Below are 26,008 nucleotides of genomic sequence, written 5' to 3'. Positions count from 1 at the left end.
TATTTTTCTGTTATTTGCTTAAGAAGCGCCTATCTTAGAAAGACAAAGGGCCCGTAACAAGTGTTACGAGCCCTTTAATTTGTTTCAAACTATGAATTTACAGCTGAGGGCCTGCGGCAACCAGCGCTTTACCGTTATCGGTATCAGTAAATTTCTCAAAGTTTGCGACAAAACGTTCGGCTAAGTCTTTGGCGCGAACGTCCCACTCACCGTCATCTTCGTATGTTTTACGTGGGTCCAGAATGCTACTGTCTTCAACGCCGGCCAGCTCAGTTGGCATAGCCAGGTTAAAGTGAGGCAACTGCACAAATTCAGCATCTTCAATTGAACCATCTAAAATGGCGTCAATAATAGCGCGAGTCGCTTTAATAGAAATGCGCTTGCCGGTACCGTTCCAGCCAGTGTTAACCAGGTAGGCTTCTGCGCCAGCCGCTTCCATACGCTTCACTAATACTTCCGCGTACTGCGTTGGGTGAAGGCTTAAGAACGCCGCGCCAAAACAGCTGGAGAAAGTAGGTGTAGGTTCGGTTACACCACGCTCAGTACCGGCTAATTTAGCAGTAAAACCGGACAAGAAATGATACTGCGCTTGCTCTTTAGTCAGCTTAGAAACCGGAGGCAATACGCCAAAGGCATCGGCTGTCAGGAAAATAACTTTCTTCGCGTGACCCGCTTTAGACACCGGCTTAACAATGTTGTCAATGTGGTAAATAGGGTAAGACACGCGAGTGTTCTCGGTTTTCGAGTTGTCATCAAAGTCGACAACACCGTTGTCATCAACAGCAACGTTTTCTAATAAAGCGTCACGACGAATCGCGTTGTAAATGTCCGGTTCCGCTTCTTTCGACAAGTTGATGGTTTTTGCGTAGCAGCCACCTTCAAAGTTGAATACGCCGTCGTCATCCCAACCGTGTTCATCGTCACCAATGAGTGCGCGTTTCGGGTCAGTCGACAGGGTGGTTTTACCCGTGCCTGACAAGCCGAAGAAAACAGCCACGTCGCCTTCTTGACCAACGTTGGCAGAGCAATGCATAGAAGCAATGCCTTTTAGCGGCAGGAAGTAGTTCATCATTGAGAACATACCTTTTTTCATTTCGCCGCCGTACCAGGTGCCGCCAATTAACTGAATTTTTTCAGTTAAGTTAAACGCCACAAAGTTTTCTGAATTCAGTTCCTGTTCCTGCCACTTCGGATTAATGCACTTAGCACCGTTCATGACAACGAAGTCTGGCTCAAAGTTTTCCAGCTCTTCTTCGCTTGGGCGAATGAACATGTTTTTCACGAAGTGCGCCTGCCATGCCACTTCGGTAATGAAGCGAACTGCAAGACGAGTGTCTTCGTTAGCACCGCAATAGGTATCAACCACAAACAAACGTTTGTGCGACAACTGCTCAGTGACCAAACCTTTCAGTTCATTCCAGGTTTCGGTCGATAGTGGTTTGTTGTCGTTTTTGCCTTGGTCAGCCCACCAGACGGTATCGCGAGTTGTGTCATCGCGGACAATGTATTTGTCTTTAGGGGAACGTCCGGTGAAAATTCCGGTATCGACAGCAACCGCACCCAGGTCCGTTACCGTTCCTTTTTCATAACCTTGCAGGTCGTCGCGAGTTTCCTCTTCGAATAGCAGGTCGTAGGACGGATTATGGACAATTTCTTCGACATCTGTGATGCCGTAGCGGCTCAGATCCAGATTAGGCATGACGTAAGGCTCCTGAGATTACGGTCGTTCGTTAACGTTAACAGCAGCAACACAGCGTAAAAAATCCTGTTTTACAGTTTGGTTACTGGCTAATTTTCAGGGCGCGAATATTAACCTGATTGTGTAAAAAAAGATAGAGCAAAATTTTGCCAGTTCGTTAGAATGCCCGCCTGACTTTTGTATGCAGCAGTGGGTTTCTGATCATTTATGCGTGACTCCTTTCACAGCCGAATTGGCTTTATATTAGCAGCCGCGGGCTCTGCCGTTGGCCTGGGAAATATTTGGGGCTTCCCTACTCAGGTTGCGAACCACGGCGGCGGCGCCTTCCTGCTGGTGTATCTTTGCGTAATCTTTATACTTGCCATACCCGCTTTATACAGCGAAATGCTGATAGGCCATAGTGCGCAGGCGAACCCGGTTCGCTCCTTAACGCAGCTGTCCGAAGGACGCGCCCGCCCTATTGGCCGCTTAATGGGTTACCTTAATGTGCTGGGCTCCTGCTTAATGCTCAGCTTTTATCATGTGGTGGCCGGCTGGATGCTAGTTCACGCTTTAGGCTTTCTGGCTCGTGGCTTTGGTATTGAAGTTGCTGCCGAATTTTTGCTGAACAGCTCACTAACCCGCGACTTAATTTTCACCGCTGTATTTTTACTCGCCACCGCTTACGTAGTGTTTCAGGGCGTGGAAAAGGGTATAGAGCGCTGGTCAAAGCGTCTGATGCCTACCTTAGTCGTTTTACTGGTAGCGCTTATTGCCTACATGCTGACCTTACCCGGCGCCGACGAAGGCCTGAAAAAATACCTTGTCCCCGACTTCAGCCTCATGACTGACACCAGCATTTTAGTGGCGGCTATGGGCCAGGCGTTCTTCTCGCTCTCTATTGGTTTGGGCGGCATGATGATATACGGCTCCTATCTGAAGCCCGGTGCTAACTTAGGCCGTTTAAGCTTGTCCGTAGCGGCACTGGACACCTTTATTGCGTTTTTAGCCGGGTTGCTCATTATTCCTGCTCTGTACGCGGGTATCCATCTGGGCGTTAATGTCGGCGAAGGCTCTAAACTCATTGGCGAAGGCCAGCTCATTTTTGCGGTACTGCCAGAGCTATTTAATAGCATGGGCGTTGCCGGACCTTTTGTGGCTTTTGCATTTTTTATGTTGCTGAGTATTGCCGCTCTAACCTCGACCATTGCTCAGGCCGAAGTACCGGTGTCTTACTGCATAGAAGAGCGCAAACTGAAACGGCCAGTAGCAACCGCCCTGTCACTAAGCGTTATTGCGGTGTTTTCGCTGCTACTAATACTGTTCTTTGAACCGCTGTTTGGCTGGGTTGTTACTGCGGTAACACAGTTCCAGCTGCCGCTGTCAGGGTTATTCTACTTGCTGGTGGTAGGCTGGTTATGGCACCGCAGCAATCACTTAAAAGCTATTGCTGCGGGTAGTGTCGGCTTAACCTTGTTACGCTGGCATATCCGTTATTTATGTCCGGTACTGATGAGCATCGTGTTTTATCACGTAGCCTTTGGTTAAGCTGGGTTAACTTTTACCCGGACGCTTACCGGAAAACTTCTGTTCCAGTGCTGACGCCACTCGCGCGTCAGTAAAACCGGATACGTCGCCGCCATGCAGCGCCACCTCTTTTACCAAAGAAGAAGAAATAAACGAGTTTTCCTCGGCCGGCGTCAAAAACACGCTTTCCAGATTCGGCGCCAAACGTCGGTTCATATTGGCTAGCTGAAATTCGTATTCAAAATCAGACACCGCGCGTAACCCGCGAATAAGCACTGTTGCTTCGTACTCTTTGGCAAAGTTCACTAACAGCCCGGAAAAGCCAACGACAGTGACATTATCGAGGTTTTCAGTCACTTGCTGCGCCAGCAAAACCCGCTCTTCCAGACTAAACAGCGGCTTTTTACTGGGGCTTTCTGCAATACCCACAACAATTTCACTGAACAAGTTGGCGGCTCGTTCAATTAAGTCGGCATGGCCATTTGTAATAGGATCAAAGGTTCCCGGATAAATTGCTCGGCGGTGCATAGAGTCTCCTAAACCGTTATTTGTGCAAGCACTTTATTTGCACGCTTTTCATTTGGCCTAAAGAGTACACGCAAGTGCACACTAAACAAAAGCCCGATATTCAAATTAAGGATGCGAGTTGCGACTAACATCAGTAAACTAGAGGGTAACTTACGTTTTCAAATAGTGGAGTAAAAAATGAGCTCAGCCTTTTATCAGCAACTGGCCGACCAACTGGCCGAAACCAAAGCCGAAGGCTTGTACAAGAAAGAACGTATTATCAGTTCGGACCAAAGCTCTGAAATTACGGTGAATAACCGCAAGGTACTCAACTTCTGCGCTAACAACTATTTGGGTCTGGCAAACCACCCGGACTTAATAAAAGCCGCCAAGCAAGGTCTGGACGAACACGGATTTGGTACGGCTTCAGTGCGTTTTATTTGTGGTACTCAGGACATTCACAAAACACTGGAACAAAAACTGAGTGAGTTTCTAGGTACGGAAGACACTATTCTGTATTCCTCGTGTTTTGACGCCAACGGTGGTTTGTTCGAAACCCTAATGGGCCCGGAAGACGCCATTATTAGTGACGAGCTCAACCACGCCAGCATTATTGACGGTATTCGCTTGAGTAAAGCGAAACGCTTCCGCTACAAAAACAACAATCTGGAAGACTTAGAAGCACAGCTGAAGCAAGCTGACGCAGACGGTGCGCGCCATAAATTAATTGCTACCGACGGTGTTTTCTCAATGGACGGCGTTATTGCCAACTTAAAAGGTATTTGCGACCTGGCCGACAAATACGACGCACTGGTCATGATGGATGACTGTCACGCAACTGGTTTTCTGGGCGAAAACGGTAAAGGCACACATGAATACTGCGACGTTATTGGCCGTGTTGATATTATCACCGGTACCTTAGGTAAAGCGCTGGGTGGTGCTTCTGGTGGTTACACTTCAGGTAAGAAAGAAGTTATTGACTGGTTACGCCAGCGTTCACGCCCTTACCTGTTCTCTAACTCAGTAGCACCTGCCATTGTGCAGGCATCTATTCGTGTACTGGATATGCTGGCCGAAGGCGGCAAGTTGCGCAGTCAACTGTGGGAAAACGCCAGCTACTTCCGTGAGCAAATGACGAACGCAGGCTTCACCTTAAGTGGCGCAGACCACGCCATTATTCCGGTCATGGTCGGCGACGCCAAACTGGCCTCTGAAATGTCAGACCGCCTGTTAGAGGAAGATATTTATGTGATCGGCTTTTCGTTCCCTGTCGTTCCTAAAGGCAAAGCTCGTATCCGCACGCAGATGTCTGCGGCACACACACGTGAACAACTGGATCGCACCATTGAAGCCTTTACCCGTATTGGTAAAGAGCTGGGTGTGATTTAAGGAGTAAAGAATGAAAGCTTTATCAAAACTGCACGCAAAACCCGGCATTTGGATGACGGACGTTGAAAGGCCGGAATGCGGTTACAACGATTTGCTGATTAAAATTAAGAAAACCGCCATTTGCGGTACCGATGTTCACATTTATAAATGGGACGACTGGTCGCAGAAAACCATTCCGGTGCCTATGGTGGTCGGCCACGAGTACGTGGGTGAAGTTGCCGCTATGGGCGACGGTGTTCGTGGCTTTGAAATTGGCGACCGCGTTTCCGGAGAAGGTCACATTACCTGTGGTCACTGTCGTAACTGTCGCGCCGGCCGTCGTCACTTATGCCGCAATACCTATGGTGTGGGTGTGAATCGTCCGGGTGCTTTTGCAGAATACCTGGCACTGCCAGCTGAAAACGCTTTTAAACTTCCAGATGACGTTACTGATGAAATGGCAGCTGTATTTGACCCATTTGGTAATGCGGTTCACACCGCCCTGGCTTTTGACCTGGTGGGTGAAGACGTGCTGATTACCGGTGCGGGTCCTATTGGTATTATGGCAGCAGCCGTTGCCCGTCACGTTGGCGCACGCCACGTGGTTATTACCGACGTCAACGAATACCGCCTGGACTTAGCTCGTAAAATGGGCGTTACCCGCGCAGTGGACGTTAGCAAAGAGAAGCTGTCCGACGTAATGACTGAACTCGGCATGAAAGAAGGTTTTGATGTGGGTCTGGAAATGTCAGGTGTGCCATCAGCTTTCTCACAAATGCTGGAAACCATGAACCATGGCGGCAAAATTGCCATGCTGGGCATTCCACCAGAAAACATCGCTATAGACTGGAACCAGGTTATTTTTAAAGGTCTGGTTATTAAAGGCATTTATGGCCGCGAGATGTTTGAAACCTGGTACAAAATGGCCAGTTTGCTGCAGTCAGGGCTGGATATTTCACCTATTTTAACGCACGAAATGCCTATTGATGATTTTGAGAAAGGCTTTGAAACCATGATTTCAGGCCACTCCGGCAAAGTCATACTGAATTGGGATTAATGCGTAAATGAGCAATTATCAGCTAATGGAATTACCCATCGCCGTCGAGCATTGGCAAAATGGCGATGCGGTTTTTGTTGATATCCGTGATCCGCAGTCCTTTGCTGCGGGACACATTCCGGGCTCTCAACACCTGGATAACAGCAACCTGCCGCAGTTCCTGAGTTCGGTTGATAAAAACCAAAAAGTGATTGTGGTTTGCTACCATGGCATTAGCAGTCAGGGTGCTGCTGATTACATAGCAGGCAACGGCTTCACTGATGTACACAGCATGGATGGCGGTTACACGGCCTGGTCCATGTCTTTTCCTGAACACACTTTTCATAAAGAGAACGAAAGGGAGTAAACCATGCGACGATTGCTCAGCAGCCGCGACTCAGACTGGATGCACAAGCTGTATCAGTATTTACGTCAGCAAGGCATGCCAGTCAGCGTTACTGAACGCGGTGAGCAATTGGAATTATGGTTACATCAGAGCAGTTATGAAGCTGCCGCTAAAACACTGATTCAACAGTTTAAAGATAACCCAGAGCTAGCCGCTGCGCCCGTTCAAGCAAAGCGAACTTCGGAACGAGGTTCATCATCACTGTCTTTTAGTTTGCTGCAGCAAAGCGGTTGGCTGACCCGAATTGTCGCGGTTCTGGCGTTGCTGGTGTTTGGGATGGTGCAAATGTACCCCGAAACCGTACTGGAGACACTGAGGATCAGCCAATATTTTTCGGCGCTTCCCTACGATCAGCCCTGGCGCTTTATTACGCCCGTACTGATGCACTTTACGCTGCTTCATCTGGTATTTAATATTTTCTGGTGGTGGTATCTGGGCGGTCGTATTGAACGTTCTCTGGGTATATCCTGGTTACTGGCTCTGCTGTTATTCTGCGGTATTACTGCAAACGTTATTCAGTACCTTTTCAATGGCCCTAACTTTGGTGGGCTGTCCGGTGTGGTCTATGGCTTGCTTGGTTTCTGCTGGATATACAGCTTCAATCGCCCAACGCCGCTGTATCTGCCACCGGGGCTGATTATCTTCATGCTGCTGTGGTTAGTAATTGGCTACACCGACATGCTATGGATAAATGTTGCTAACGAGGCTCATCTGGCCGGGCTGCTTTCCGGCTGTTTCGCAGGTTTTGTAGTGCGTTGGTTAAACCCTAAAATGCGGCCGCTTCACTGATAAATGTACTTGGTAAAAAGAACATCGCGGATAACTGGATTACCGGTTTCCTGCTGCATCAGTTCTTTTGCTCTTTCTATACATTTTAAACGAAGTTGATCGCGTCCCGTCATGGTTCGCACCTGACGTTCGGTCGCGGTACTTAAAATTGACACAAAGGCATTACGCAATAAAGGCGCGTGGTGTTCTACCACACTAACGTAACTGGGGTCCGGCACCATCACTTCAATAGCAACCCGAATGAAACCCAACCGGTAATCGTTTCCCTCTTTCAGGTAATTGGTGGTGATATCAGGCTCAAAGCCGTAGTACGAAACGTCGTCTGCCGACGCCACCGTTACACTGCTGAACCAAAGAAAAATACTGGCAAATACTGTTATCAGAAGTTTCATAGCCCTACCCGGCCCGATTGCTGTTCAATTAAGTTCTATCTGCTATCATAGCGACAGAGCTTAATAACGCCAACACAAATGACAACAGAGTTTTATGCTACCCCGGTTTTTCCAGTTAGCAAAGCACTGCAATGGATGCCGCCCGAACAACTTGAATTAACCTCCACACAAGCCGACTGGCTGCTTTACGAAGGTTCGCTTACAGAACGTCTGAAGCAGGTAGGCCAGCAGTTCTCCGTTAAGTTACTGGGCCAGCAATTGCTTGCCCCTAACACTGAAGAAAAGCAAAGGTTAAAAGGTAAAGACCAAGTCGTTATTCGGGAAGTTCTACTATACTGTAATGAAAAGCCTTGGGTTTTTGCGCGCAGTCTATTTTCACTCAGCGCCGAAAACTCTAATACACTGAATTTACAGGAACTGGGGAACCAGTCTCTGGGTGAGTCTTTATTTGCCCGTAGCGACTTACACTGCGGGCACATAGAAGTGGCAGAGGTTGTGTTGACACACCCGGTTGCTCAGCTTAATCGGCAATGGTTTGAGCAAAACCAGAGACTGCTCGGCAGACGCCGAATATTTTCAACGGGCGGTGAGCAACTGTTAGTCAGTGAAATATTTCTGCAGCCGTCGCCACTTTACTCTTCGCCGAATAACAGGAGTTAGTATGCAAAAGTTAGTCGCTTTTTGGCAGTTAATGCGTGCGGACAGACCCATTGGTACCTATTTACTTGCCTGGCCGACCATCTGGGCACTCATGATAGCCGGAGCTGGCGAGCCGCCCCTGCGTATCGTCGTCATATTTTTGCTCGGTACTTTTGTCATGCGCTCTGCCGGTTGTGTTATTAACGACTTTGCCGACCGTAATTATGACGGTCACGTACGCCGCACGCGCCAGCGTCCTATTCCGGCGGGAAGAATATCGGCAACTGAAGCGATGATAGGTTTCATCGCCCTGTTAGCCATTGCCTTCGGGTTGGTTATGCAACTGAACACTGAAACGGTCATGCTCAGCTTTTTCGCCGCCGGCGTAGCGGCACTTTACCCGTTTTGTAAACGCTGGACGCATTTGCCACAAATAGTGCTGGGCATCGCCTTTAGCTTCGGCATTCTCATGGCCTTTACCGCACTGGAATCTGACCAATGGTTTATTGCTGGCTTACTATTTCTTGCCAATATTCTCTGGACGGTCGCCTACGATACCGAATATGCCATGGCAGACCGCGAAGACGACTTAAAAATAGGCCTGCAGAGCACGGCAATTTTGTTTGGTCGCTTCGACCGTCTGGCTATTGGCTTGATGCAACTCGCGACTCTGGCCTTATTGGGCTGGGTATTGCACTTAATTACCGTTGAACTTTGGGTGTGGCTAGCATTAGCGGCTATTTTTCTGTTGTTTGCTTACCAGCACTGGCTAATACGACACAGAGAGCCCGGAAAGTGCTTCCAGGCTTTTCTGCATAACCATTATATTGGCATGGTATTCGCTATTGGCTTAGCCGTGCATTACTGGTTCTGATTACTCTCAGTCGGCTTTTGCTCTTCTTTGGGTGCTTCTTTTTGTTCATGTTCGGCCTGCTCTTTCAACTGCTGAACGAACTGCTCAACCGACTGACGAATGGTTTGTAGCACAGGACCGTCAATGAGCTCATCGACCTGATCGCTGAGCTCGCCCACCGGCTCGGCAGCAATTTGCTGGCCGTCGTCATTAATTTCTACCAGACCTTGCTGTTTTAAACTGGCAATGAGCGTCGACATGACTTTCTTATCGTAAAATTCCGGCGCATCGATGCCGTGAATGGAACTTAAACGTTCGGCCAGGGTAATAGACTGCTTTTCGAGATCCGCGCGCATGATGGGCTGCGCCTGTTGCAGCAACTCAAGTACAATACAATAACGCTGCAAGGTTTCACTGGCACTGTTGGCCAATAACCGCAACCGATACCACTGCGCACTTTCCCGTTGCGCAATGGTGCAAATGCCATCTTCCAATGTAATTAACTGCTGGCGTGCCAACTCTTCGGCAAGAGCCTCTGTCCAGAGCGGTAGGTCTTCAACATTATGACTCAAATAAAGTTCAGCTTTTAACGACGGATAAATTGCCTGTGTCCGCGCCGCAATTTCAGCCACGCTCACTTTTTTCTTCGCCATGATAATTGACGCAACAATGCCGGGAACCACCATCAAGTGAAGAATATTATTCCGATAGTAAGTCATGGCTATGGCTGTCATGTGCTCCAGCGAGACGACTTCACCCATAGTATCGCTATTGACCGTAAATTTGTCAGTACGCAAAGCTTGCTGCCAAAGCTCTTCCGGTGTCTCGTCCGGCACGCTCATCATATTGCTGTAAGGTACTTCGCGCAGCACACCCAAATAAACGTCCAGCTGAGCAAGCAGTTCTTCTTTCATCAACGCATGGTGCTCTGAACTTAGCAAAGCTAATGCGGTAAGGTTAACGCTGTTAGCCGCCGCTGAATCGTTAATGCCCTGCATAACTTGCTCGGCTAAGCCACTCACCACCGGGTTCAACCAGCCTGGACGTTCCGGTTCCTGTGCCCCACGGGTGACCGACTCATGCCAGTTCGGCGCCACTTTGTCCAAATGGTGTTTTAAATTAATAGGCTGACCGAAAGTCACAAAACCCTGACCAAAGTTGCGCAGCTTGGCAACGGTTTTCAGAATTTGAAAAACCGACTCTTTTTCTTTGTCCTTACCTTTAAGCTCTTTCAGGTAAGTCGCTACTTCCATAATATGCTCGTAACCAAGGTAAACAGGTACCAGTGACACTGGCCGTTGCTGGTCACGCAACATGCCCTGCACGGTCATTGCCAGCATACCGGTTTTAGGCGGCAATAAGCGGCCGGTTCTGGAGCGGCCGCCTTCACTGAAGTATTCCACCGGGTAGCCTTTTTGGAACAACCAGCACAAATATTCACGAAAAACCGCTGAATACAGTTTATTGCCACGAAAACTGCGGCGAATAAAGAACGCACCACCACGGCGGAAAATACCGCCAACCGGGAAAAAGTTAAGATTCACGCCAGCCGCGATATGCGGCGGTACAAGGCCTTCTTTATAAATAACGTAGCTGAGCAGCAAGTAGTCCATATGGCTGCGGTGACAAGGCACATAGATAACTTCGTGCCCTTGTTGCGCCAGTCGTCTAATCGTATCCCCGCCTTTTACATGGATGCCGTTGTAAATCCGGTTCCACATCCAGGTCATAAAACGATCTAACACCCGGATAAGTGTTGAATTATAGTTGGCGGCTATTTCATCGATATAAGATAAAGCGCGCTTGCGGGCGGCTTCTTCACTAATCTTTTTGCCTCTGACTTCATCCGATACAGCCTTTTTTAACGCCGGCGTATTAATGAGTGCTGACATCAGCTCTTTGCGCTGACTCAGTTTAGGGCCGGCAACGGCATGGCGCATACGTACGAAATGAACACGCGCTACCCGCGCTAATTTGTGCGCAATACGCATATCAGTGCCGTGGTCACGCGCCATAGTGCCCAGACTCACCGAACGAGAGAAACGCAGCAACACTTGTCGACCAGAAAAAATTACCAGCCAGAATTTACGCCAATGGCCCGGGTTATCTAAGTCACCGGTCATGGTGTTACCGGCATGCGCCTCTTCTCCTGCCTGGCGGCCCCAGAATACGCCCGCAGGTATCAGTTGCACATCCAGCTCCGGCTGGTCTTTATGCAGGGTTAATAACTGGTGAAATTCGGATACCGTTTGATCAGATACCTCGTTCGCCAGCTCTTCCAGGTACATGATTCGGTTATAGGTTTTACCATTAACCTCAAGAGGGTCGACAGGGTCTGGCAAACCGCGCTTCTGCGCCGCCCGCTGCAAAATGGATAGATCCGCTTTAGAGGTTGAACGCATTACATAGACAATTGGCTTGCCAACAGTTGCTGAATGCTCTTCTTCAGTACCATCCCAAATTTCCTGAAAGCGCGTTAACCAGCGTAACGGGTATTTAAAAATTGGGAAAAAGCGGCTTATTCCTTTCATATAGAGACCTCTGTTTTAAACAGAAATACAGGATACCAACTTCGTGTAAAAATGTCGTTCAAGAAATTACTTGCGAAATCAATTTACCTGTATATACTCACAGTATCACTGTACAAATAAACAGGTACATTATGCGCCCGTTAACACCAAGACAATCTGAAATTCTTGAGCTTATTAAGGATAATCTGCACGCAACCGGTATGCCGCCGACTCGTGCCGAAATTGCTCATAAGCTGGGTTTTCGCTCTGCCAACTCCGCAGAGGAGCACCTGAAAGCGCTGGCCCGTAAAGGCGTTATTGAAATACTACCCGGCATGTCTCGCGGCATTCGCCTTGTCGGCGATGACTACGATATCGCCGATGGTCTGCCGTTAATAGGCCAGGTTGCAGCGGGCGAACCTTTATTGGCTGAACAACATGTTGAAGGTCATTACAAAATTGACGAATCACTGTTTCATCCTGCCGCCAGTTTCTTACTAAAAGTAAACGGTATGAGCATGAGAGACATTGGAATTTTAGACGGTGACTTACTGGCTGTACATAAAACCGAACAAGCACGTAACGGACAAATAGTCGTTGCACGAGTTGAAGACGAAGTCACTGTAAAGCGTTTTGAACAGCGCGGAAAAACTATTTTGCTTCACCCCGAAAATAACGATTTCTCGACCATTACTGTCAATCTTGCAGAGCAAGTTTTTGCCATTGAAGGGCTTGCGGTGGGTGTGATCAGAAACGGAGCGACCTTATGAAAACTCAATATCAGCAAAAATTACATCATCCGGGTCTGTGGACTGCTGAAACGTCAGTATCACCCTTCCCTATGGATGCGAAAAGCAGTCAGGATTCATTCGACGTCGATAGTCTGTCTCCAGTTGTGCAGCGCGCGTTACAACAAAAACCCAGCCAGTGGGTAACAGTTATTGGCGGCGACAAAAACGTCATTCAACAGCTTATCGCTTGTGGCGTTGCTGAATCTCAAATTCGCTGGTTACGGAGTCACTCGGTTGAGCGCTGTGAATGGGCGCTGGAGCAAGCTCTACTCGCTGGTACCAGCAGTATGGTTATCGGTTATCTTGATTCTGTTTCCAGTCGCACCTGGCAGCGTGCGAAAATGGCCAGTAAATTAAGCGAAACACAGTATTTTCTGTTTGATAAAAACACACTGACATCCCACCTGCACTAACCCCACCTTTGTTAGTGTGTTTTCTTCCCCAAGGCTGCTTTTGCAGCCTTTTTTTAACAGATCCGCTTATTTTTTGTTCGTTCGTGTGATTTGATCTGGATCTTTCGTTGTAAATTCGTTAATAAATGCAGTACCCGAATATAAAAATAATATAACAACGATAACTACAACAAAGAGTCAGTAGAGAAAGCGATTTCTGGGGAGAAGCTGTACCTTTTTCTGCTTACCTCTTTGTTCTTCTAATTCAGGCTAGCAAAACTTGCTTTGCTGTCTCATTGAAGAATAAGAGGAGAAGCCACGTGAAAATGAAGCCTTTGTGGGCACTATTGGCGCTAACGAGTCTACCGGCTGCTGCTCAGTCGCGTCTCAATATGACCCAAGGTGTCACTGAAGTGAGTAACCGGGTTTACGATCTCCACATGACGATTTTCTACATCTGCTGTGTGATTGGCGTGATTGTATTTGGTCTCATGTTTATTTCGATGATCCGACACCGGAAGTCGAAGAACCCAACCCCCTCCAATTTCCATGAAAACGTCAAAGTAGAAATAGCCTGGACTATAGTGCCGCTGCTGATACTTGCAGGTATGGCAGTGCCGGCGACCACGACACTAATTGCCATGGAAGACACTTCAGATGCAGATGTAACGGTGCAAGTCACCGGATCGCAATGGAAATGGCACTACAAATACTTTGAAAATGAGGTCGAATACTTCAGCCGTTTAGCCACTCAGCAAGAACAAATTGATAATCAGTTTGAGAAAGGCGAAAACTACCTGCTCGAAGTGGACCGTCCGTTAGTTATTCCAACCAATAAGAAAGTGCGTTTTCTGGTTACCTCAGATGATGTTATTCACAGCTGGTGGGTTCCTGACTTCGCCATTAAAAAAGACGCGAACCCCGGTTTTATTAATGAAACCTGGACTAGGGTAGATGAGCCCGGAATTTATCGTGGTCAATGTGCCGAGTTGTGTGGCAAAGACCATGGCTTCATGCCCATCGTTGTTATAGCGAAGGAGCCCGCCGAATACGAAAAATGGATTACCGAGAAAGAAGAAGAGCAACGTAAAGCACGCGAACGTGAACAAGAGTTGCTTGCTATGGAAATGTCAGAAGACGAACTCATGGACCTCGGTGAGAAAGTATACAACAGTACTTGTGCAGCTTGTCACCAGGCTAACGGTCAAGGCGTAAACGGCGTGTTCCCGGCACTTGCTGGTTCAGGCGTTGCGGTAGATCCTGAAGCCATAGACAAACACATCGACACCGTTGTTAACGGCGTTACCGGCACGGCTATGCAAGCCTTTGGAAGTCAGCTTTCCATGCGCGAGTTAGCCGCAGTTATCACCTACGAGCGTAATGCCTGGGGTAACGATACCGGAGACCTGATTCAGGCCGCCGATATTAACGAAGTCATGAATCAATAAGGAGACGGTGATGAGCACTGTAGTGGAAGAGACACATCACGATACACACCACGATCATAAGCCGTCTGGTATTGGTCGCTGGCTATTTACAACGAACCATAAAGATATTGGTTCGATGTATTTATGGTTTAGCTTCACCATGTTCCTGGTGGGCGGCGCTATGGCAATGATCATTCGCGCGGAACTGTTCCAACCCGGATTACAACTTGTTGAACCCCAGTTTTTTAACCAAATGACCACGGTGCATGGTCTGGTTATGATTTTTGGTGCCGTTATGCCTGCTTTTACGGGCTTGGCTAACTGGATGATCCCCATGATGATTGGCGCACCAGATATGGCGCTGCCCCGGATGAATAACTGGAGCTTCTGGATTTTACCTTTTGCTTTCATGATTTTGCTGGGTTCTTTGTTTATGGAAGGTGGCGGCCCGGCATTTGGCTGGACAGCTTACGCACCGCTTTCCACAACTTACAGCTCGGATTCAACGGCATTGTTCGTATTTTCAGTACACATTATGGGTATTTCATCCATTATGGGCGCTATTAACGTCATCGTGACTATTATGAACATGCGCGCACCGGGCATGAATTACATGAAAATGCCATTGTTCGTCTGGACCTGGTTTATTACGGCTTTTCTGCTTATTGCCGTAATGCCAGTACTGGCGGGTGCCGTTACCATGTTGCTTACCGACAAATACTTCGGTACGAGTTTCTTTGACGCCGCTGGCGGTGGTGACCCAGTGATGTACCAGCATATATTCTGGTTCTTTGGGCATCCGGAAGTTTACATCATGATTTTACCGTCCTTCGGTATCATTTCAGCAATTATCCCGGCCTTTGCCCGCAAACGATTGTTCGGCTACTCCTCCATGGTATATGCCACGGCGGCCATTGCCTTACTGTCCTTCCTGGTGTGGGCTCACCATATGTTCACCACCGGTATGCCAGTGTTTGCTGAGCTGTTCTTTATGTACTGCACCATGCTCATTGCGGTTCCCACCGGAGTGAAGATCTTTAACTGGGTAGCCACCATGTGGCGCGGCTCCATGACCTTTGAAACACCCATGCTGTTTGCGCTGGCGTTTGTGATCCTGTTTACCATAGGTGGTTTCTCCGGCTTAATGCTGGCTATAACTCCCGCTGACTTCCAGTATCACGACACGTACTTCGTCGTCGCCCACTTCCACTATGTTTTGGTCACAGGTGCCATTTTCTCTATTATGGCAGCGGCTTATTACTGGCTACCTAAGTGGACCGGGCATATGTACGACAGTACGCTGGCGAAAACTCACTTCTGGACATCGCTTATTTCCGTAAACGTGCTGTTCTTCCCTATGCACTTTGCAGGACTTGCCGGTATGCCAAGACGTATTCCGGATTACGCCACGCAGTTTGCTGATATTAACCAGATAGCAAGTATCGGCGGTTTTGCCTTTGGGTTATCACAACTTATCTTCCTTTGGGTGGCTATCAAGTGCGTTAAAGGTGGGGAAAAAGCCGCAGCTAAACCATGGGAAGGCGCAGAAGGACTCGAGTGGACAGTCCCGTCACCAGCGCCTTATCACACCTTTGAAAAACCGCCCAAAGTGGAGTGATAAATCATGTCTGAACAGCGTCCCGACAACAGCATTCTGGTTAAGCGACTGTTACTGACAGTCGCTGGAATGTTCGCATTCGGCTTCGCGCTGGTACCACTTTACGACGTATTTTGTGAAGTGACCGGCTTTAACGGTCGTACCAGTAACGAGGCAGCGGTTTATCAACAGATTGAAGTGGATGAATCACGCACGGTCACGGTGCAATTCCTGACACGCAATGCCAAAGGTATTCCGTGGAAGTTTGAGCCATCGATCAAGCAAGTCAAGATTCATCCGGGTGAAGTTAAAGTAGTTAATTTTTTAGCAGGAAACCCGACTTCCTCAAACATGATCGCTCAGGCTATTCCATCTGTAGCGCCTGCGGAAGCCTCTCTTTACCTGAACAAAGTAGAATGCTTTTGCTTTAACCAGCAACCGCTGGCCGCTGGCGCTGAAACAGAAATGCCAATGCAGTTTTATCTGGACCCGGACATTCCCGATCATATTACGACCTTTACCCTGTCATACACGCTGTACGATATGACAGCCAATACGTCGGCTGAAGCAATTGCTCAGCTGTTAAAAACAGAATAAGGAAACGACGTTATGGCAGAACAACAAAGTTATTATGTTCCTGCTTCCAGTCCCTGGCCAATTGTTGGTGCAGTTGGGCTAGGCTTAATTGCCTGGGGCGCTGGACACACTGTTATTGATATGAGCAAAGAGCAGGATGGTTATGGCAGTACTGTATTGACCATTGGCTTAGTCGTTATAGCCGTCATGCTCTTTGGTTGGTTTCGTGACCAAATCAACGAATCCATGAGCGGTAAATACAGTAACCAACTCGGCGACTCCTACAAACAAGGTATGAGCTGGTTTATTTTCTCCGAAGTCATGTTCTTTGCTGCTTTTTTTGGTGCCCTTTTCTACGCTCGCGTTATTGCCGTTCAGTGGCTGGGAGGAGACAGTAACAATGCTATGACCAATGAGGTTCTGTGGCCAGAGTTTGTTGCGCAATGGCCGTTGGTAAAAACACCAGGCGGCACTGAAACCCAGGCTATGGGTTGGTATGGTCTGCCGGCTATCAACACGCTTATTTTGTTGGCCAGTTCAGTGACCTGTCACTTTGCTCACACAGGCCTGGAACAAAATAAACGTAAACAGCTAACCGCAATGCTGGGCGTTACCATTATTCTGGGTTGCATTTTCCTCTATCTGCAAGGCGCTGAGTATGTGCATGCCTACCAAGATTTAAATCTAACGCTTGATTCCGGTGTTTATGGCAACACCTTTTATATGCTCACCGGGTTCCACGGTATGCACGTAACCTTAGGAACCGTGATGCTTATCATCATGTTCCTGAGGGTTTTGAAGGGGCATTTTACACCAGATAACCACTTCGCTTTTCAGGCGACCAGCTGGTACTGGCACTTTGTTGATGTCGTTTGGTTATGCCTGTTCGTCGTGGTTTACATACTCTAAAAAAACGCCCCGTCTAATAGGGGCGCGGGTTTAAAGGTAAAAAGCCACTAACCGTCGCCGCTATCAGTATCACAAGGATAACGGCGGCCACTCCCACCCGTTTCCCCAGATAATGGGACATGGGTGGTTTATTCGGGTCGTTACGCAGCATACTGAATAATGCGCGGAACAGATTCACCACCATATAACCAAGCAGCAGTACAATAATGATTTTAAAAAAGACCAACATACGTTTTCCTCTTATCGCTACGTTAGTTACTCTGCTGGCAATTGCGGTGTTGGTCAAGCTAGGTTTTTGGCAACTAGAGCGCGCGGAAGAAAAACGTAAGCTATTTTCCGATTACGAACAGCAACAATCGAAAGGGGATGCAACGGCACTGTCTCAGCTAGGAACAATATCTTCTGAGTCTGATCGCTTTCTTTTTGCCAAAATGGAAGGCGAATTTGTTAAACAACCGGTCTTTTTTCTCGATAATAAAATGACCGATGGCATTGTCGGCTATCACGTTATTGCCTTGTTTCGCCCTGACGCCAAACCCAATAATTACATTCCTGTTAATATGGGCTGGGTACCTGCTCCTGCATCCCGGCAAGAACTGCCCGAAATAGATATTCCCGAGAGTAGACAGAATCTTACGGGCTACCTGTACTTTCCCTCAAACAACAAATTTGTCAGTAATACTTATGAAACCGAGTTAGCTGATGACCGAATACGAGTACAAGAGTTTCAGCCTAACGCCATTAGTAAGGAACTCGACATTCCGTTAACCGACTACACCTTTTTATTGAAATCACCAGACACCCTGGGTTGGCAACGTAACTGGAAACCCCAGGTAATGTCGCCGCAAAAACATCAGGGTTACGCTGTTCAGTGGTTTTCGCTGGCCATTGCGTGCTTGGTGATTTTTGTATTTGCTGTTATAAAACTGAATAAACAACCAAAAAAAGAGGAGACCCGATGAGCTCCCTGAATCGCTCTCGCCGTTCCATGATTATTGTTTTCCTTGCTTTTATAGTCCCCGTTTTGGCCGCGTGGCTTTTTTTGTCTCAAAACTGGTATGAGGCGGGAACCAATAAAGGCTTTTTATTGCAACCCACCATTACCTTAGAACAACAAGCCGAACAGCTACCAGAAGGTTGGCAAGTGGGATATATCGCCCCGCAGAACTGTGCAATCACCTGCGAAAATGCTTTATACGTTATGAACCAAATCGATGTCGCTATTGGCAAAGACACCGATAGGCTAACCCCTGTAGTGTTGCACCAAAGCGAAAGCCTTCAGGCTGGCTTTAATCATAGTGCCCCGCATATTACCCAGCTGGTAACGCCTGAACTGATCGAACAACTTTCAGCTCTGCCCGAAAACACCTTGTTTATTATCGACCCGATGCATAACGTCATGCTGTATTACCCCACCCATGAGGACAAAGAGCAAATGATAACGGAAGGTAAAAACGTGTTGGCGGATCTTCGTAAACTGCTTAAATTGTCCAGAATTGGGTAGGGAAATGACATGCGTTTACTGGTAAAAATTAGTGTTTTTTTTGCTTTTATCGTTATTGTTCTTGGCGCCTTTACCCGGCTCACTGAAGCAGGCCTGGGTTGTCCTGACTGGCCCGGCTGCTACGGTTTTTTGAAGGTACCGTCGCAGGAGGAGCACATTCAGCAGGCGGAACTTAGGTTCCCGGATGCACCTGTGGAGCACGCCAAAGCCTGGAACGAAATGGTGCACCGCTACTTTGCTGGCACCCTGGGGTTATTAATATTGACCATTGCCATTATTTCCTGGGTTAAAAGCCGTCGCTACAGTCATTACCCGACTCCGGTTAAATTGCCCACTTTGCTTCTCGGGCTAGTAATATTTCAGGCGGCTCTGGGTATGTGGACAGTTACCATGAACCTGCAACCGCTCATAGTCATGGGGCATTTGCTGGGCGGCTTTTCGGTTATATCGCTGCTATATCTGCTCTCGCTGCGGCTGTCGTCATTTCGGCTGGCCGGTGGTGACCCGGAACTCAGGCGCTATCGAGGGCTGGCATTTTTTACGCTACTGGTGGTTATTAGTCAAATAGCCTTAGGTGGTTGGGTTGCTGCAAACTATGCCGCCGTAGCCTGCACTGAGCTACCTTTTTGCGAAGGTAACTGGACGGCGCAGCTGGACTTTGCCGGAGCCTTCAGCATACCCGAGGCTGACACCTATCAATACGGTGCTCATGACTACAACGACCGTATGACTATGCACGTAATGCACAGAGTGGGCGCTATTATTACTTTTTTAGTGATTTGTACTCTACTCTTTAAATGCTGGCGAAAAGCGAAGTCGCACTTTTTCCGGCGCTCATTAATTGTTATTGGCTTGTTATTATCTTTGCAAATTCTGCTGGGTATTAGTAACGTAGTCTTTCAATTACCGCTTTGGAATGCAGTGGCACATAATGCCGTAGGGGCTTTATTGTTGCTGTCGCTGGTCGCGTTGAACTACAACTTGTCCAGAAAAGCGTAGAGGAGTTGAAACTATGCAATCCGTTGCCACAAATAATATAACAAAAACGCGCAACGCTCATTGGCGGGACTACCTTGAACTGACCAAGCCCCGTGTCGTCGCCTTGCTGTTACTCACCGCCGTGGTTGGTATGTGTCTGGCCACTGAAGAACTGGTGTCGCTGAAAGTGCTAGTGCCGGCGCTGACTGGTATTGGGCTCATGTCTGCCGCTGCGGCCGCCATTAATCACCTGGTTGACCGCCATATTGACGCAAAAATGGCGCGCACACTTCGGCGCCCGCTGCCTCAGGGAAATTTGTCACCTGCAAAAGTCACCACGTTCGCTGCATCTATAGGTGTCATTGGTTTTGTGACCCTGTATGCTTGGGTTAATCCATTAACTGCCTGGTTAACCTTTGCCAGTATGGTGGGTTACGCTGTGGTTTATACCATGTTCTTAAAACGCGCAACGCCGCAGAACATTGTTATTGGTGGTTTAGCCGGTGCTGCACCACCGTTACTGGGCTGGACCTCGGTGACCAACGAAATTAACGCGCCAGCGGTACTGCTGGTTATGATCATATTCACCTGGACTCCCCCCCACTTCTGGGCTCTGGCGGTACACCGCGCTAAAGATTATGCCCGCGCTAAAGTGCCAATGCTGCCGGTAACCCATGGTATTGAGTTCACCAAAACCTGTATTTTTCTGTACACCGTTTTGCTGACCGTGGTTTGCCTTATGCCGTTTTTAATTGGCATGACAGGAATGATTTATCTGGTCGGCGTCAGTGTGCTTAATGCTATTTTCCTGGCTTACGCCTGGAAGTTGAAATACGCGCCCAGCAAGAAAACAGCCTTTAACATGTTTGCCTTCTCTATCTGGCACCTCATGCTGCTGTTTGTGATTTTACTGGTCGATCATTACGTATAACTGGAGTAAGACATGAGTCGTATCGTTACGCTGCTGGCTGCGCTTATCGCCCTTGCAGCCGGGTTCGCGGTTTACAATTTTTGGCCGGAAGAAAAACCGGAAGCCTTAATATATGAGCCGCCCCGCGCGTTAAAATCATTTAAGTTAAACAGCACAGCCGACGGCACTATTGAAAACGATGCACTGAAAGGTCAGTGGACCTTGCTCTTTACCGGTTATACCTTCTGTCCTGATATCTGTCCAACCACCATGTCAGACTTAAAAGGAGTGCTACCTTCATTACAGGAAGAAGTGTCTAAACCGGTGAAAGTCTGGATGATTTCAGTTGACCCTCAGCGTGATGACATTGAACGTTTAACTCAATACGTTAACTATTTTGGTGACGACTTTGTTGGTGTGCGAGCCGAGCACAAAGAGCTGTTCCCTTTCGTACGTGATTTAGGCTTAATGTATTCCATTCCCGATGAAGGCGAGGAAAATTACTTGGTTAACCACAGCGCCGCTATTATTCTGGTTAACCCGAACGGGCACCGTAAAGCGATATTTAATGCCGACCACCAACGTGGGGAAATACCGGTAGTCGACATGGAACAACTGGCAAAAGATTTTGCCATTATCGCCAATTAGTCAGGCCAACTGCCTGACTCGTTCGGACGGATAAGTGCTACGGAATACCAATAGTAACGAGACTCTGATGCGCTGGGTGCCGTGCAATTGACGCGTGAGCGCCCAATGTTAATGTCCTTTTCAAGCGTCACACTAAACTGAGTATCGCTTTCCCATTCAGGTTTTAAGACTGAACCTCCGGCAAAGCATTGCAGCGCATCGGTACGCATATCGTTTAGTGTATCGCCCGCTTCCAGCGTTACGCTAATCGTTGGGCGCTTATTTTCATGTGCGACTAAAGGCTCTTCCGGTTGGTAAGAACTTACCGGCATGGCTTTCGAATTCAACTTGGCTTTCAGCGTATTTAAGTTCGCGTAGATACCAGACGCAGGAAAACGCGTAATAACAGTATCCTCACTCCACTTAGACCATGGGCCTGAATGCTGAGCAAAGGCCAGAAAGCCCCATTCATCCAGTAAAGCTCGCAACTCGTTGTTGTACTCACCGTAAGGATAGGCAAAATACTTCTGCTGTTCGCCTAAGTTCTCATCAATGGCTTCTTGTGCGGTAATAACATCGTAATGCATACGTTCGCGCCATTCTTCACCACTCTCACCTTCCTGCTTGCGAATAAGGTGTGCGTGAGTCTGCCCGTGGTTAGCAATAGTCGCCCCGTTCTGCTGAATTTCTTTAAGCTCTTCCCAGCCCATGTAATGGCCGCTGTGCTTACGCAAGAGCTCAGGGTTAACGAACACCGTATAGGGCATTTCAAACTCTTCCAGAACCTTTACAGCGTTTTCATAGACGTTTTGGTAGCCGTCGTCGAAGGTTATAACAACGGCTTTTTCGGGAAGCTCTTCGCCTTTTTCAATGGCATCACGAGCGTCAGTAATATCAATAACGTTAAAGTTGTGCTCCTGCAGGTATTGCAGATGCTCACGAAAAGTCTCCGGGTCAATAGAGGTAACAGCCGGAGTTGAGTCACTCACATGGTGATACTGCAGCAGCACCACACTGTCGGCGCTGCCTGCCTGAGCCAAGGGTGAGCACCCCAGCAATAACCCCGACGCGGCACTCAACGTCATTTTGTTCAACATCTTCATACTGACTCCTGATAAAGTATAAAAGCCGTTTTTAACCGAGTTTACTTAAGGATAGTTATGCACAAGCTGTTTGGATTTTCGCTGTCAGATCACAGCCGCGTTTTTGCGATTGCCCTGCCAATGATTATTTCCAATATTGCTGCGCCCCTTCTCGGTCTGGTCGATACTGCCATCATAGGTCATTTGCCGGACGCTATCTACTTGTCGGCTGTTGCCGTTGGTGCCATGGTGGTCAGTTTTATCTATCTGCTGGCGGTGTTTCTGCGCATGGCCACAACCGGTTACATAGCTCAGTCATACGGTGCCGATGACATACATGCTCAGCGCCAGCACTTTAATAACGGCATTATTATTGCGCTGGGTTTAGGTGTTTTAATAGCGGTTGCCAGCCCTTTAATTAATGACTTAGCCATGTGGGTTATCGCCCCCTCTGTCGAGCTCGAAGGCTACGCCCGCGATTACATCGAAATACGCCTATGGTCTGCACCGGCTTCGCTGATAACGCTGGTCGCTCTGGGGGTATTATTAGGCCGACAAAACAGCCGCAAAGCCATGCTTCTGGTGATAATCACCAACGCCGTGAATGTGGTGATGGATGTGATACTAATCCTCGGCTTTGGACTGAATGTAAAAGGTGCCGCCTGGGCGTCGCTTAGTGCTGAGTGGGTGACCGCTATTGTCGGCTTCTACTGGACCGCCCGCGCGCTGGGCTGGCACTTACGCCACTGGCAGCTGAAGTTTCAGCAGCTGCGTCAGTTTTTAGGCGTTAACGGTAATATTTTTATACGCAGTCTGATACTGCAGCTCTGTATGGCAACCATGACCGGCTACGCCACTCGCTACGGCAGTACCATGGTGGCGGTTAACGCCGTACTAATGCAATTTCTTATGTTGATATCGCTGGGCTTAGACGGCATTGCTTATTCTGTGGAAGCTTTAGCTGGCGAAGCTAAAGGTCAGAAGCGCTACGATAAAATCCGTTACTGGTGCAAAATTACTTTGCTCTGGTCATCACTCTTTGCTGTGGTTTATACGTTGGTTTTTGCCCTGGCCGGCAGTGCAATTATTCGCCTTATTACCGATATTCCTGAAATTATCCGGGTTGCCGAAAACTACCTGCCATGGATAGTGGTGTTGCCACTCATTGCTCACTGGAGCTATTGGTTTGACGGTGTTTTCATTGGTTTATCGTTCAGCCGTGGTATGCGTAATACGATGATATTAAGCGCTTTAATTGGCTTTCTGCCTTTATGGTGGGCGGGATTGCCGCTGGAGAACCACGGGTTGTGGTTAGCTCTCAGCGGCTTTTTACTCATGCGTGGTATTACCCAGGCAATTTGGCTTAAATACTTTAGTTCGCCAGGTCATCCATCAGGATAAGCTGCGGAGGCAAGCCGCCGCTGGTTGCATCAACGGCAACTGCCGTGTAGATACCACCGCCCTCTAAAGTCAGAACCGGCGTCTGGATAGCAATGTCCTGCGTACCTGTTGCGGTTACAGTAACCACGTAGTCACCCGGAGTTAACGGAACGTTACCGGTGCTCACCAGGCCTTCTGAATCAAACGCAATATCGGTAAAAGCAGCGTCTGCGCCACTAATGTCATCGGTTTCAGTGACATAGATATCAACATTACCGGCACTTGGCGCTGCGTGAACCAACTGTATTTTGGCTGCAGTCGCCACGCTGCGACGCTCTTCAGTCAACACTTGCAGACCGATAGTACTCAGTTCACCGACAGCATAAACTGAATAACTCATTGCGTTTTCCACTTCCAGAGGCAGGTCCTCAAGCACTACGGGAGAACCTCCGGCAGCGGCAACATCAACACTGTATTCAGCGGCTTCCAGATTTAAGTAGTCTGTTGCACTTAAAAATGCCAGGTCAGCAATTTGAGGATCCGCAACATCATTTAATGTCACATCAACATTCGGTGCATCAGCTACGGCGTGCACGACGCGAACATCCGCACCAGCGTCTGCATCATTGATTAAGGTGGTTGTTTCACCGTCGCTCACTTGCAGAGTAACGGGTGAATTCGCAGAATTAGCAGCAACATTATTGGTTGCGGCAATAATATAATCACCACCGTCAGCCAGGCTCACGGTTCCTGAGTCGTAAATTACTGCATCGTCACCCGCACCGGTTAAACGAATGCGGTAGTCACCGGTTTCCACATCAACCTGACCACTGTCTTCGCCGTAAGCAAGCGTTAAAGTAGCTGAGGCACTGCTTAACTCAGCGTCCGGAGTTGTCAAATACACATCAACAGTCGGCGCACCATACGCAACATGTACCACCTGAATACGGCTTTCACCTGCCGCAACATCCGATACAGGGTTAGAAAGAACCAATGGCTCTAAAGACTCGTCACCCAGCTGACCCAGAGCAAAGACTTCGTAGCGAGTATCCGCGGCAAAGGTTAAGGAAGCCGGACCAATAGCATCAACGGTACTGTCATCGGGTAAAATACCCTGAACCGTAATGTCATAGTCACCAGCATCAACTTCCAGAACGCCGGAAGACGTATGGTAAGGCACATTTTCTAATAATGCGGTTTCACCTGCTAAAACGTTAACGTTAGGCGAATCGGCAGACGTGTGGTGTACCCGTACAAAGCTTGATTCAGCTTCAGGAGGTGGTGTGTTAGTATCATCATTGTCACTGTCGAACCAGTCACAACCTGTGATGAGAAAAAGCGATGTCGCTATGACACCCAGTTTTTTGATCCCTTGCATAATTTAAATCCTCGTATTGATTAGGCAAATATCGTTACGAGCATTATTTGTGCAAGGGATCACATATTTTTAACATCAAAAAATCGAAAGATACTAAGTTGTATAATCGAAAGGTCTAGTAGTAGGAGTGTTCTCCGGGCTCATGATCAGTGATATCACGCACGCCTTTCACTTCTTCCGGGAAACGCTCAAGCAACTCTTTTTCAATGCCGTTTTTCAGCGTTACGTCAATCATACTGCAACCATTACAGCCACCGCCGAATTGCAGAATAGCAACGCCGTCATCAGTAATTTCCGAAATCATTACCTGACCGCCATGGCTAGCCAATTGCGGGTTAATTTCAGCTTGTATAACGTACTCTACCCGCTCAATTAATGGGGCGTCATCGGCAACTTTACGCGCTTTGGCGTTAGGTGCTTTAAGGGTTAACTGAGAGCCCATTTCCTGCTCTTCAAAATCAATAGCGGCGTCTTCTAAAAAAGGCGCACTGCCTGAATCCACTACGGCGTCAAAACCATTAAACGGCAGACGCTCGTCGTCCGGCTCGACCGAATCTGGCGGGCAATAAGAAACACCACACTCTGCGTTTGCCATACCGGGGTTAACCACAAATACACGAATACACGTGCCATCGGGCTGATCGGCTAATAGCTTCTGAAAGTGGGACTGCGCTGCTTCTGAAATACGAATCATAAATACTGACCTCACGGCTTATACCTGAGTAAATTACTAGGGTATAGTGTAACCGAAA

27 protein-coding genes are annotated in these 26,008 nt (G+C 48.2%); 19 read left to right on the top strand and 8 right to left on the bottom strand.

What is annotated here, in order from left to right; all coding sequences use genetic code 11:
- Positions 1-97 precede the first annotated feature (97 nt).
- Positions 98-1,699: a phosphoenolpyruvate carboxykinase (ATP) gene (gene pckA, locus ACP7H9_RS06985; protein WP_011233535.1), complete on the bottom strand. Its 1,602-nt coding sequence runs from the start codon at positions 1,697-1,699 to the stop codon at positions 98-100.
- Positions 1,700-1,906: 207 nt separating this feature from the next.
- Here pckA and ACP7H9_RS06980 point away from each other — a divergent pair, with 207 nt between their 5' ends.
- Positions 1,907-3,226 carry a sodium-dependent transporter gene (locus tag ACP7H9_RS06980; RefSeq protein WP_110013049.1) on the top strand — a complete coding sequence of 440 codons (1,320 nt, stop codon included), beginning with the start codon at positions 1,907-1,909 and terminating at the stop codon, positions 3,224-3,226.
- Between the two features lie 6 nt (positions 3,227-3,232).
- Here ACP7H9_RS06980 and coaD read toward each other — a convergent pair whose 3' ends face one another.
- Positions 3,233-3,733 carry a pantetheine-phosphate adenylyltransferase gene (gene coaD / locus ACP7H9_RS06975; protein WP_011233533.1) on the bottom strand — a complete coding sequence of 167 codons (501 nt, stop codon included), beginning with the start codon at positions 3,731-3,733 and terminating at the stop codon, positions 3,233-3,235.
- A gap of 177 nt (positions 3,734-3,910) precedes the next feature.
- Here coaD and ACP7H9_RS06970 point away from each other — a divergent pair, with 177 nt between their 5' ends.
- The 4 genes from ACP7H9_RS06970 to ACP7H9_RS06955 are packed head-to-tail and all read left to right on the top strand — an operon-like array spanning position 3,911 to position 7,311.
- Positions 3,911-5,101, top strand: a complete 1,191-nt coding sequence (locus ACP7H9_RS06970) for a glycine C-acetyltransferase (RefSeq protein ID WP_011233532.1) — start codon at positions 3,911-3,913, stop codon at positions 5,099-5,101.
- A 10-nt stretch (positions 5,102-5,111) separates the two neighbouring features.
- On the top strand, positions 5,112-6,137 hold the full coding sequence (gene tdh, locus ACP7H9_RS06965; protein WP_439222453.1) for an L-threonine 3-dehydrogenase: 1,026 nt from the start codon (positions 5,112-5,114) through the stop codon (positions 6,135-6,137).
- A 7-nt stretch (positions 6,138-6,144) separates the two neighbouring features.
- Entirely contained in the window at positions 6,145-6,483 is a 339-nt protein-coding gene (gene glpE / locus ACP7H9_RS06960) for a thiosulfate sulfurtransferase GlpE (protein ID WP_439222452.1), read from the top strand.
- A gap of 3 nt (positions 6,484-6,486) precedes the next feature.
- Positions 6,487-7,311 (top strand): rhomboid family intramembrane serine protease, encoded by an 825-nt coding sequence (locus ACP7H9_RS06955; RefSeq protein WP_110013047.1) that lies wholly within the window; start codon positions 6,487-6,489, stop codon positions 7,309-7,311.
- Here ACP7H9_RS06955 and ACP7H9_RS06950 read toward each other — a convergent pair.
- Complete coding sequence (locus tag ACP7H9_RS06950) at positions 7,305-7,703, bottom strand: flagellar basal body-associated protein FliL (protein ID WP_110013046.1); 399 nt, start codon at positions 7,701-7,703, stop codon at positions 7,305-7,307. The genes ACP7H9_RS06955 and ACP7H9_RS06950 overlap by 7 nt on opposite strands.
- A gap of 78 nt (positions 7,704-7,781) precedes the next feature.
- Here ACP7H9_RS06950 and ACP7H9_RS06945 point away from each other — a divergent pair, with 78 nt between their 5' ends.
- The gene (locus ACP7H9_RS06945; protein ID WP_439222451.1) at positions 7,782-8,363 is read left to right on the top strand and encodes a chorismate--pyruvate lyase family protein; all 582 of its coding nucleotides are present in this window, start codon (positions 7,782-7,784) and stop codon (positions 8,361-8,363) included.
- A gap of 1 nt (position 8,364) precedes the next feature.
- A complete protein-coding gene (ubiA, locus tag ACP7H9_RS06940) occupies positions 8,365-9,216 on the top strand; it encodes a 4-hydroxybenzoate octaprenyltransferase (protein WP_110013044.1) in 852 nt (283 codons plus the stop codon).
- Here ubiA and plsB read toward each other — a convergent pair.
- Positions 9,204-11,726: a glycerol-3-phosphate 1-O-acyltransferase PlsB gene (plsB, locus tag ACP7H9_RS06935; protein ID WP_110013043.1), complete on the bottom strand. Its 2,523-nt coding sequence runs from the start codon at positions 11,724-11,726 to the stop codon at positions 9,204-9,206. The genes ubiA and plsB overlap by 13 nt on opposite strands.
- A 131-nt stretch (positions 11,727-11,857) precedes the next feature.
- Between plsB and lexA the strand changes: the two genes are divergently transcribed.
- From lexA to ACP7H9_RS06905, 6 genes are all read left to right on the top strand, one after another.
- Positions 11,858-12,475 carry a transcriptional repressor LexA gene (lexA, locus tag ACP7H9_RS06930; RefSeq protein ID WP_110013042.1) on the top strand — a complete coding sequence of 206 codons (618 nt, stop codon included), beginning with the start codon at positions 11,858-11,860 and terminating at the stop codon, positions 12,473-12,475.
- Positions 12,472-12,909, top strand: a complete 438-nt coding sequence (locus ACP7H9_RS06925; RefSeq protein ID WP_153849499.1) for an SOS-response cell division inhibitor — start codon at positions 12,472-12,474, stop codon at positions 12,907-12,909. The genes lexA and ACP7H9_RS06925 overlap by 4 nt, the downstream gene beginning before the upstream one ends.
- Before the next feature lie 305 nt (positions 12,910-13,214).
- Complete coding sequence (coxB, locus tag ACP7H9_RS06920) at positions 13,215-14,336, top strand: cytochrome c oxidase subunit II (RefSeq protein WP_110013073.1); 1,122 nt, start codon at positions 13,215-13,217, stop codon at positions 14,334-14,336.
- Positions 14,337-14,346: 10 nt separating this feature from the next.
- On the top strand, positions 14,347-15,933 hold the full coding sequence (ctaD, locus tag ACP7H9_RS06915) for a cytochrome c oxidase subunit I (RefSeq protein ID WP_110013040.1): 1,587 nt from the start codon (positions 14,347-14,349) through the stop codon (positions 15,931-15,933).
- Positions 15,934-15,939: 6 nt separating this feature from the next.
- Positions 15,940-16,509 carry a cytochrome c oxidase assembly protein gene (locus ACP7H9_RS06910; RefSeq protein ID WP_439222450.1) on the top strand — a complete coding sequence of 190 codons (570 nt, stop codon included), beginning with the start codon at positions 15,940-15,942 and terminating at the stop codon, positions 16,507-16,509.
- Positions 16,510-16,521: 12 nt separating this feature from the next.
- The gene (locus tag ACP7H9_RS06905; RefSeq protein WP_011233519.1) at positions 16,522-17,397 is read left to right on the top strand and encodes a cytochrome c oxidase subunit 3; all 876 of its coding nucleotides are present in this window, start codon (positions 16,522-16,524) and stop codon (positions 17,395-17,397) included.
- A 13-nt stretch (positions 17,398-17,410) separates the two neighbouring features.
- On the opposite strand, the gene ACP7H9_RS06900 is transcribed toward ACP7H9_RS06905, so the two are convergent.
- A complete protein-coding gene (locus ACP7H9_RS06900; protein ID WP_016341259.1) occupies positions 17,411-17,626 on the bottom strand; it encodes a DUF2909 domain-containing protein in 216 nt (71 codons plus the stop codon).
- Between ACP7H9_RS06900 and ACP7H9_RS06895 the strand changes: the two genes are divergently transcribed.
- From ACP7H9_RS06895 to ACP7H9_RS06875, 5 genes are read left to right on the top strand one after another with little or no spacing between them, the layout of a single operon-like run.
- Entirely contained in the window at positions 17,604-18,359 is a 756-nt protein-coding gene (locus tag ACP7H9_RS06895; protein WP_439222449.1) for an SURF1 family protein, read from the top strand. The genes ACP7H9_RS06900 and ACP7H9_RS06895 overlap by 23 nt on opposite strands.
- Entirely contained in the window at positions 18,356-18,901 is a 546-nt protein-coding gene (locus tag ACP7H9_RS06890; protein ID WP_034818910.1) for a hypothetical protein, read from the top strand. The genes ACP7H9_RS06895 and ACP7H9_RS06890 overlap by 4 nt, the downstream gene beginning before the upstream one ends.
- A gap of 9 nt (positions 18,902-18,910) precedes the next feature.
- Positions 18,911-19,900 carry a COX15/CtaA family protein gene (locus tag ACP7H9_RS06885; protein ID WP_439222448.1) on the top strand — a complete coding sequence of 330 codons (990 nt, stop codon included), beginning with the start codon at positions 18,911-18,913 and terminating at the stop codon, positions 19,898-19,900.
- 13 nt (positions 19,901-19,913) lie between these two features.
- Entirely contained in the window at positions 19,914-20,810 is an 897-nt protein-coding gene (gene cyoE, locus ACP7H9_RS06880) for a heme o synthase (protein ID WP_114982112.1), read from the top strand.
- Between the two features lie 12 nt (positions 20,811-20,822).
- Positions 20,823-21,437 carry an SCO family protein gene (locus tag ACP7H9_RS06875; RefSeq protein ID WP_011233514.1) on the top strand — a complete coding sequence of 205 codons (615 nt, stop codon included), beginning with the start codon at positions 20,823-20,825 and terminating at the stop codon, positions 21,435-21,437.
- On the opposite strand, the gene ACP7H9_RS06870 is transcribed toward ACP7H9_RS06875, so the two are convergent.
- Positions 21,434-22,519 (bottom strand): polysaccharide deacetylase family protein, encoded by a 1,086-nt coding sequence (locus ACP7H9_RS06870; RefSeq protein ID WP_439222447.1) that lies wholly within the window; start codon positions 22,517-22,519, stop codon positions 21,434-21,436. The two genes, ACP7H9_RS06875 and ACP7H9_RS06870, sit on opposite strands and share 4 nt — an antisense overlap.
- A 57-nt stretch (positions 22,520-22,576) precedes the next feature.
- On the opposite strand from ACP7H9_RS06870, the gene ACP7H9_RS06865 reads away from it, so the two are divergent.
- A complete protein-coding gene (locus ACP7H9_RS06865; RefSeq protein WP_439222446.1) occupies positions 22,577-23,899 on the top strand; it encodes an MATE family efflux transporter in 1,323 nt (440 codons plus the stop codon).
- Here the strand turns inward: ACP7H9_RS06865 and ACP7H9_RS06860 are convergent.
- Together ACP7H9_RS06860 and nfuA are read right to left on the bottom strand one after the other, a co-directional pair.
- Complete coding sequence (locus tag ACP7H9_RS06860) at positions 23,871-25,256, bottom strand: DUF4397 domain-containing protein (protein WP_439222445.1); 1,386 nt, start codon at positions 25,254-25,256, stop codon at positions 23,871-23,873. The genes ACP7H9_RS06865 and ACP7H9_RS06860 overlap by 29 nt on opposite strands.
- A 115-nt stretch (positions 25,257-25,371) precedes the next feature.
- Positions 25,372-25,950: a Fe-S biogenesis protein NfuA gene (gene nfuA / locus ACP7H9_RS06855; protein ID WP_286824108.1), complete on the bottom strand. Its 579-nt coding sequence runs from the start codon at positions 25,948-25,950 to the stop codon at positions 25,372-25,374.
- Positions 25,951-26,008: the final 58 nt, after the last annotated feature.

This window comes from Idiomarina sp. ST20R2A10 (assembly GCF_051842345.1).
In the GTDB taxonomy this organism is placed as follows: domain Bacteria; phylum Pseudomonadota; class Gammaproteobacteria; order Enterobacterales; family Alteromonadaceae; genus Idiomarina; species Idiomarina loihiensis.
This window is presented reverse-complemented; position numbering and strand designations above follow the sequence as displayed.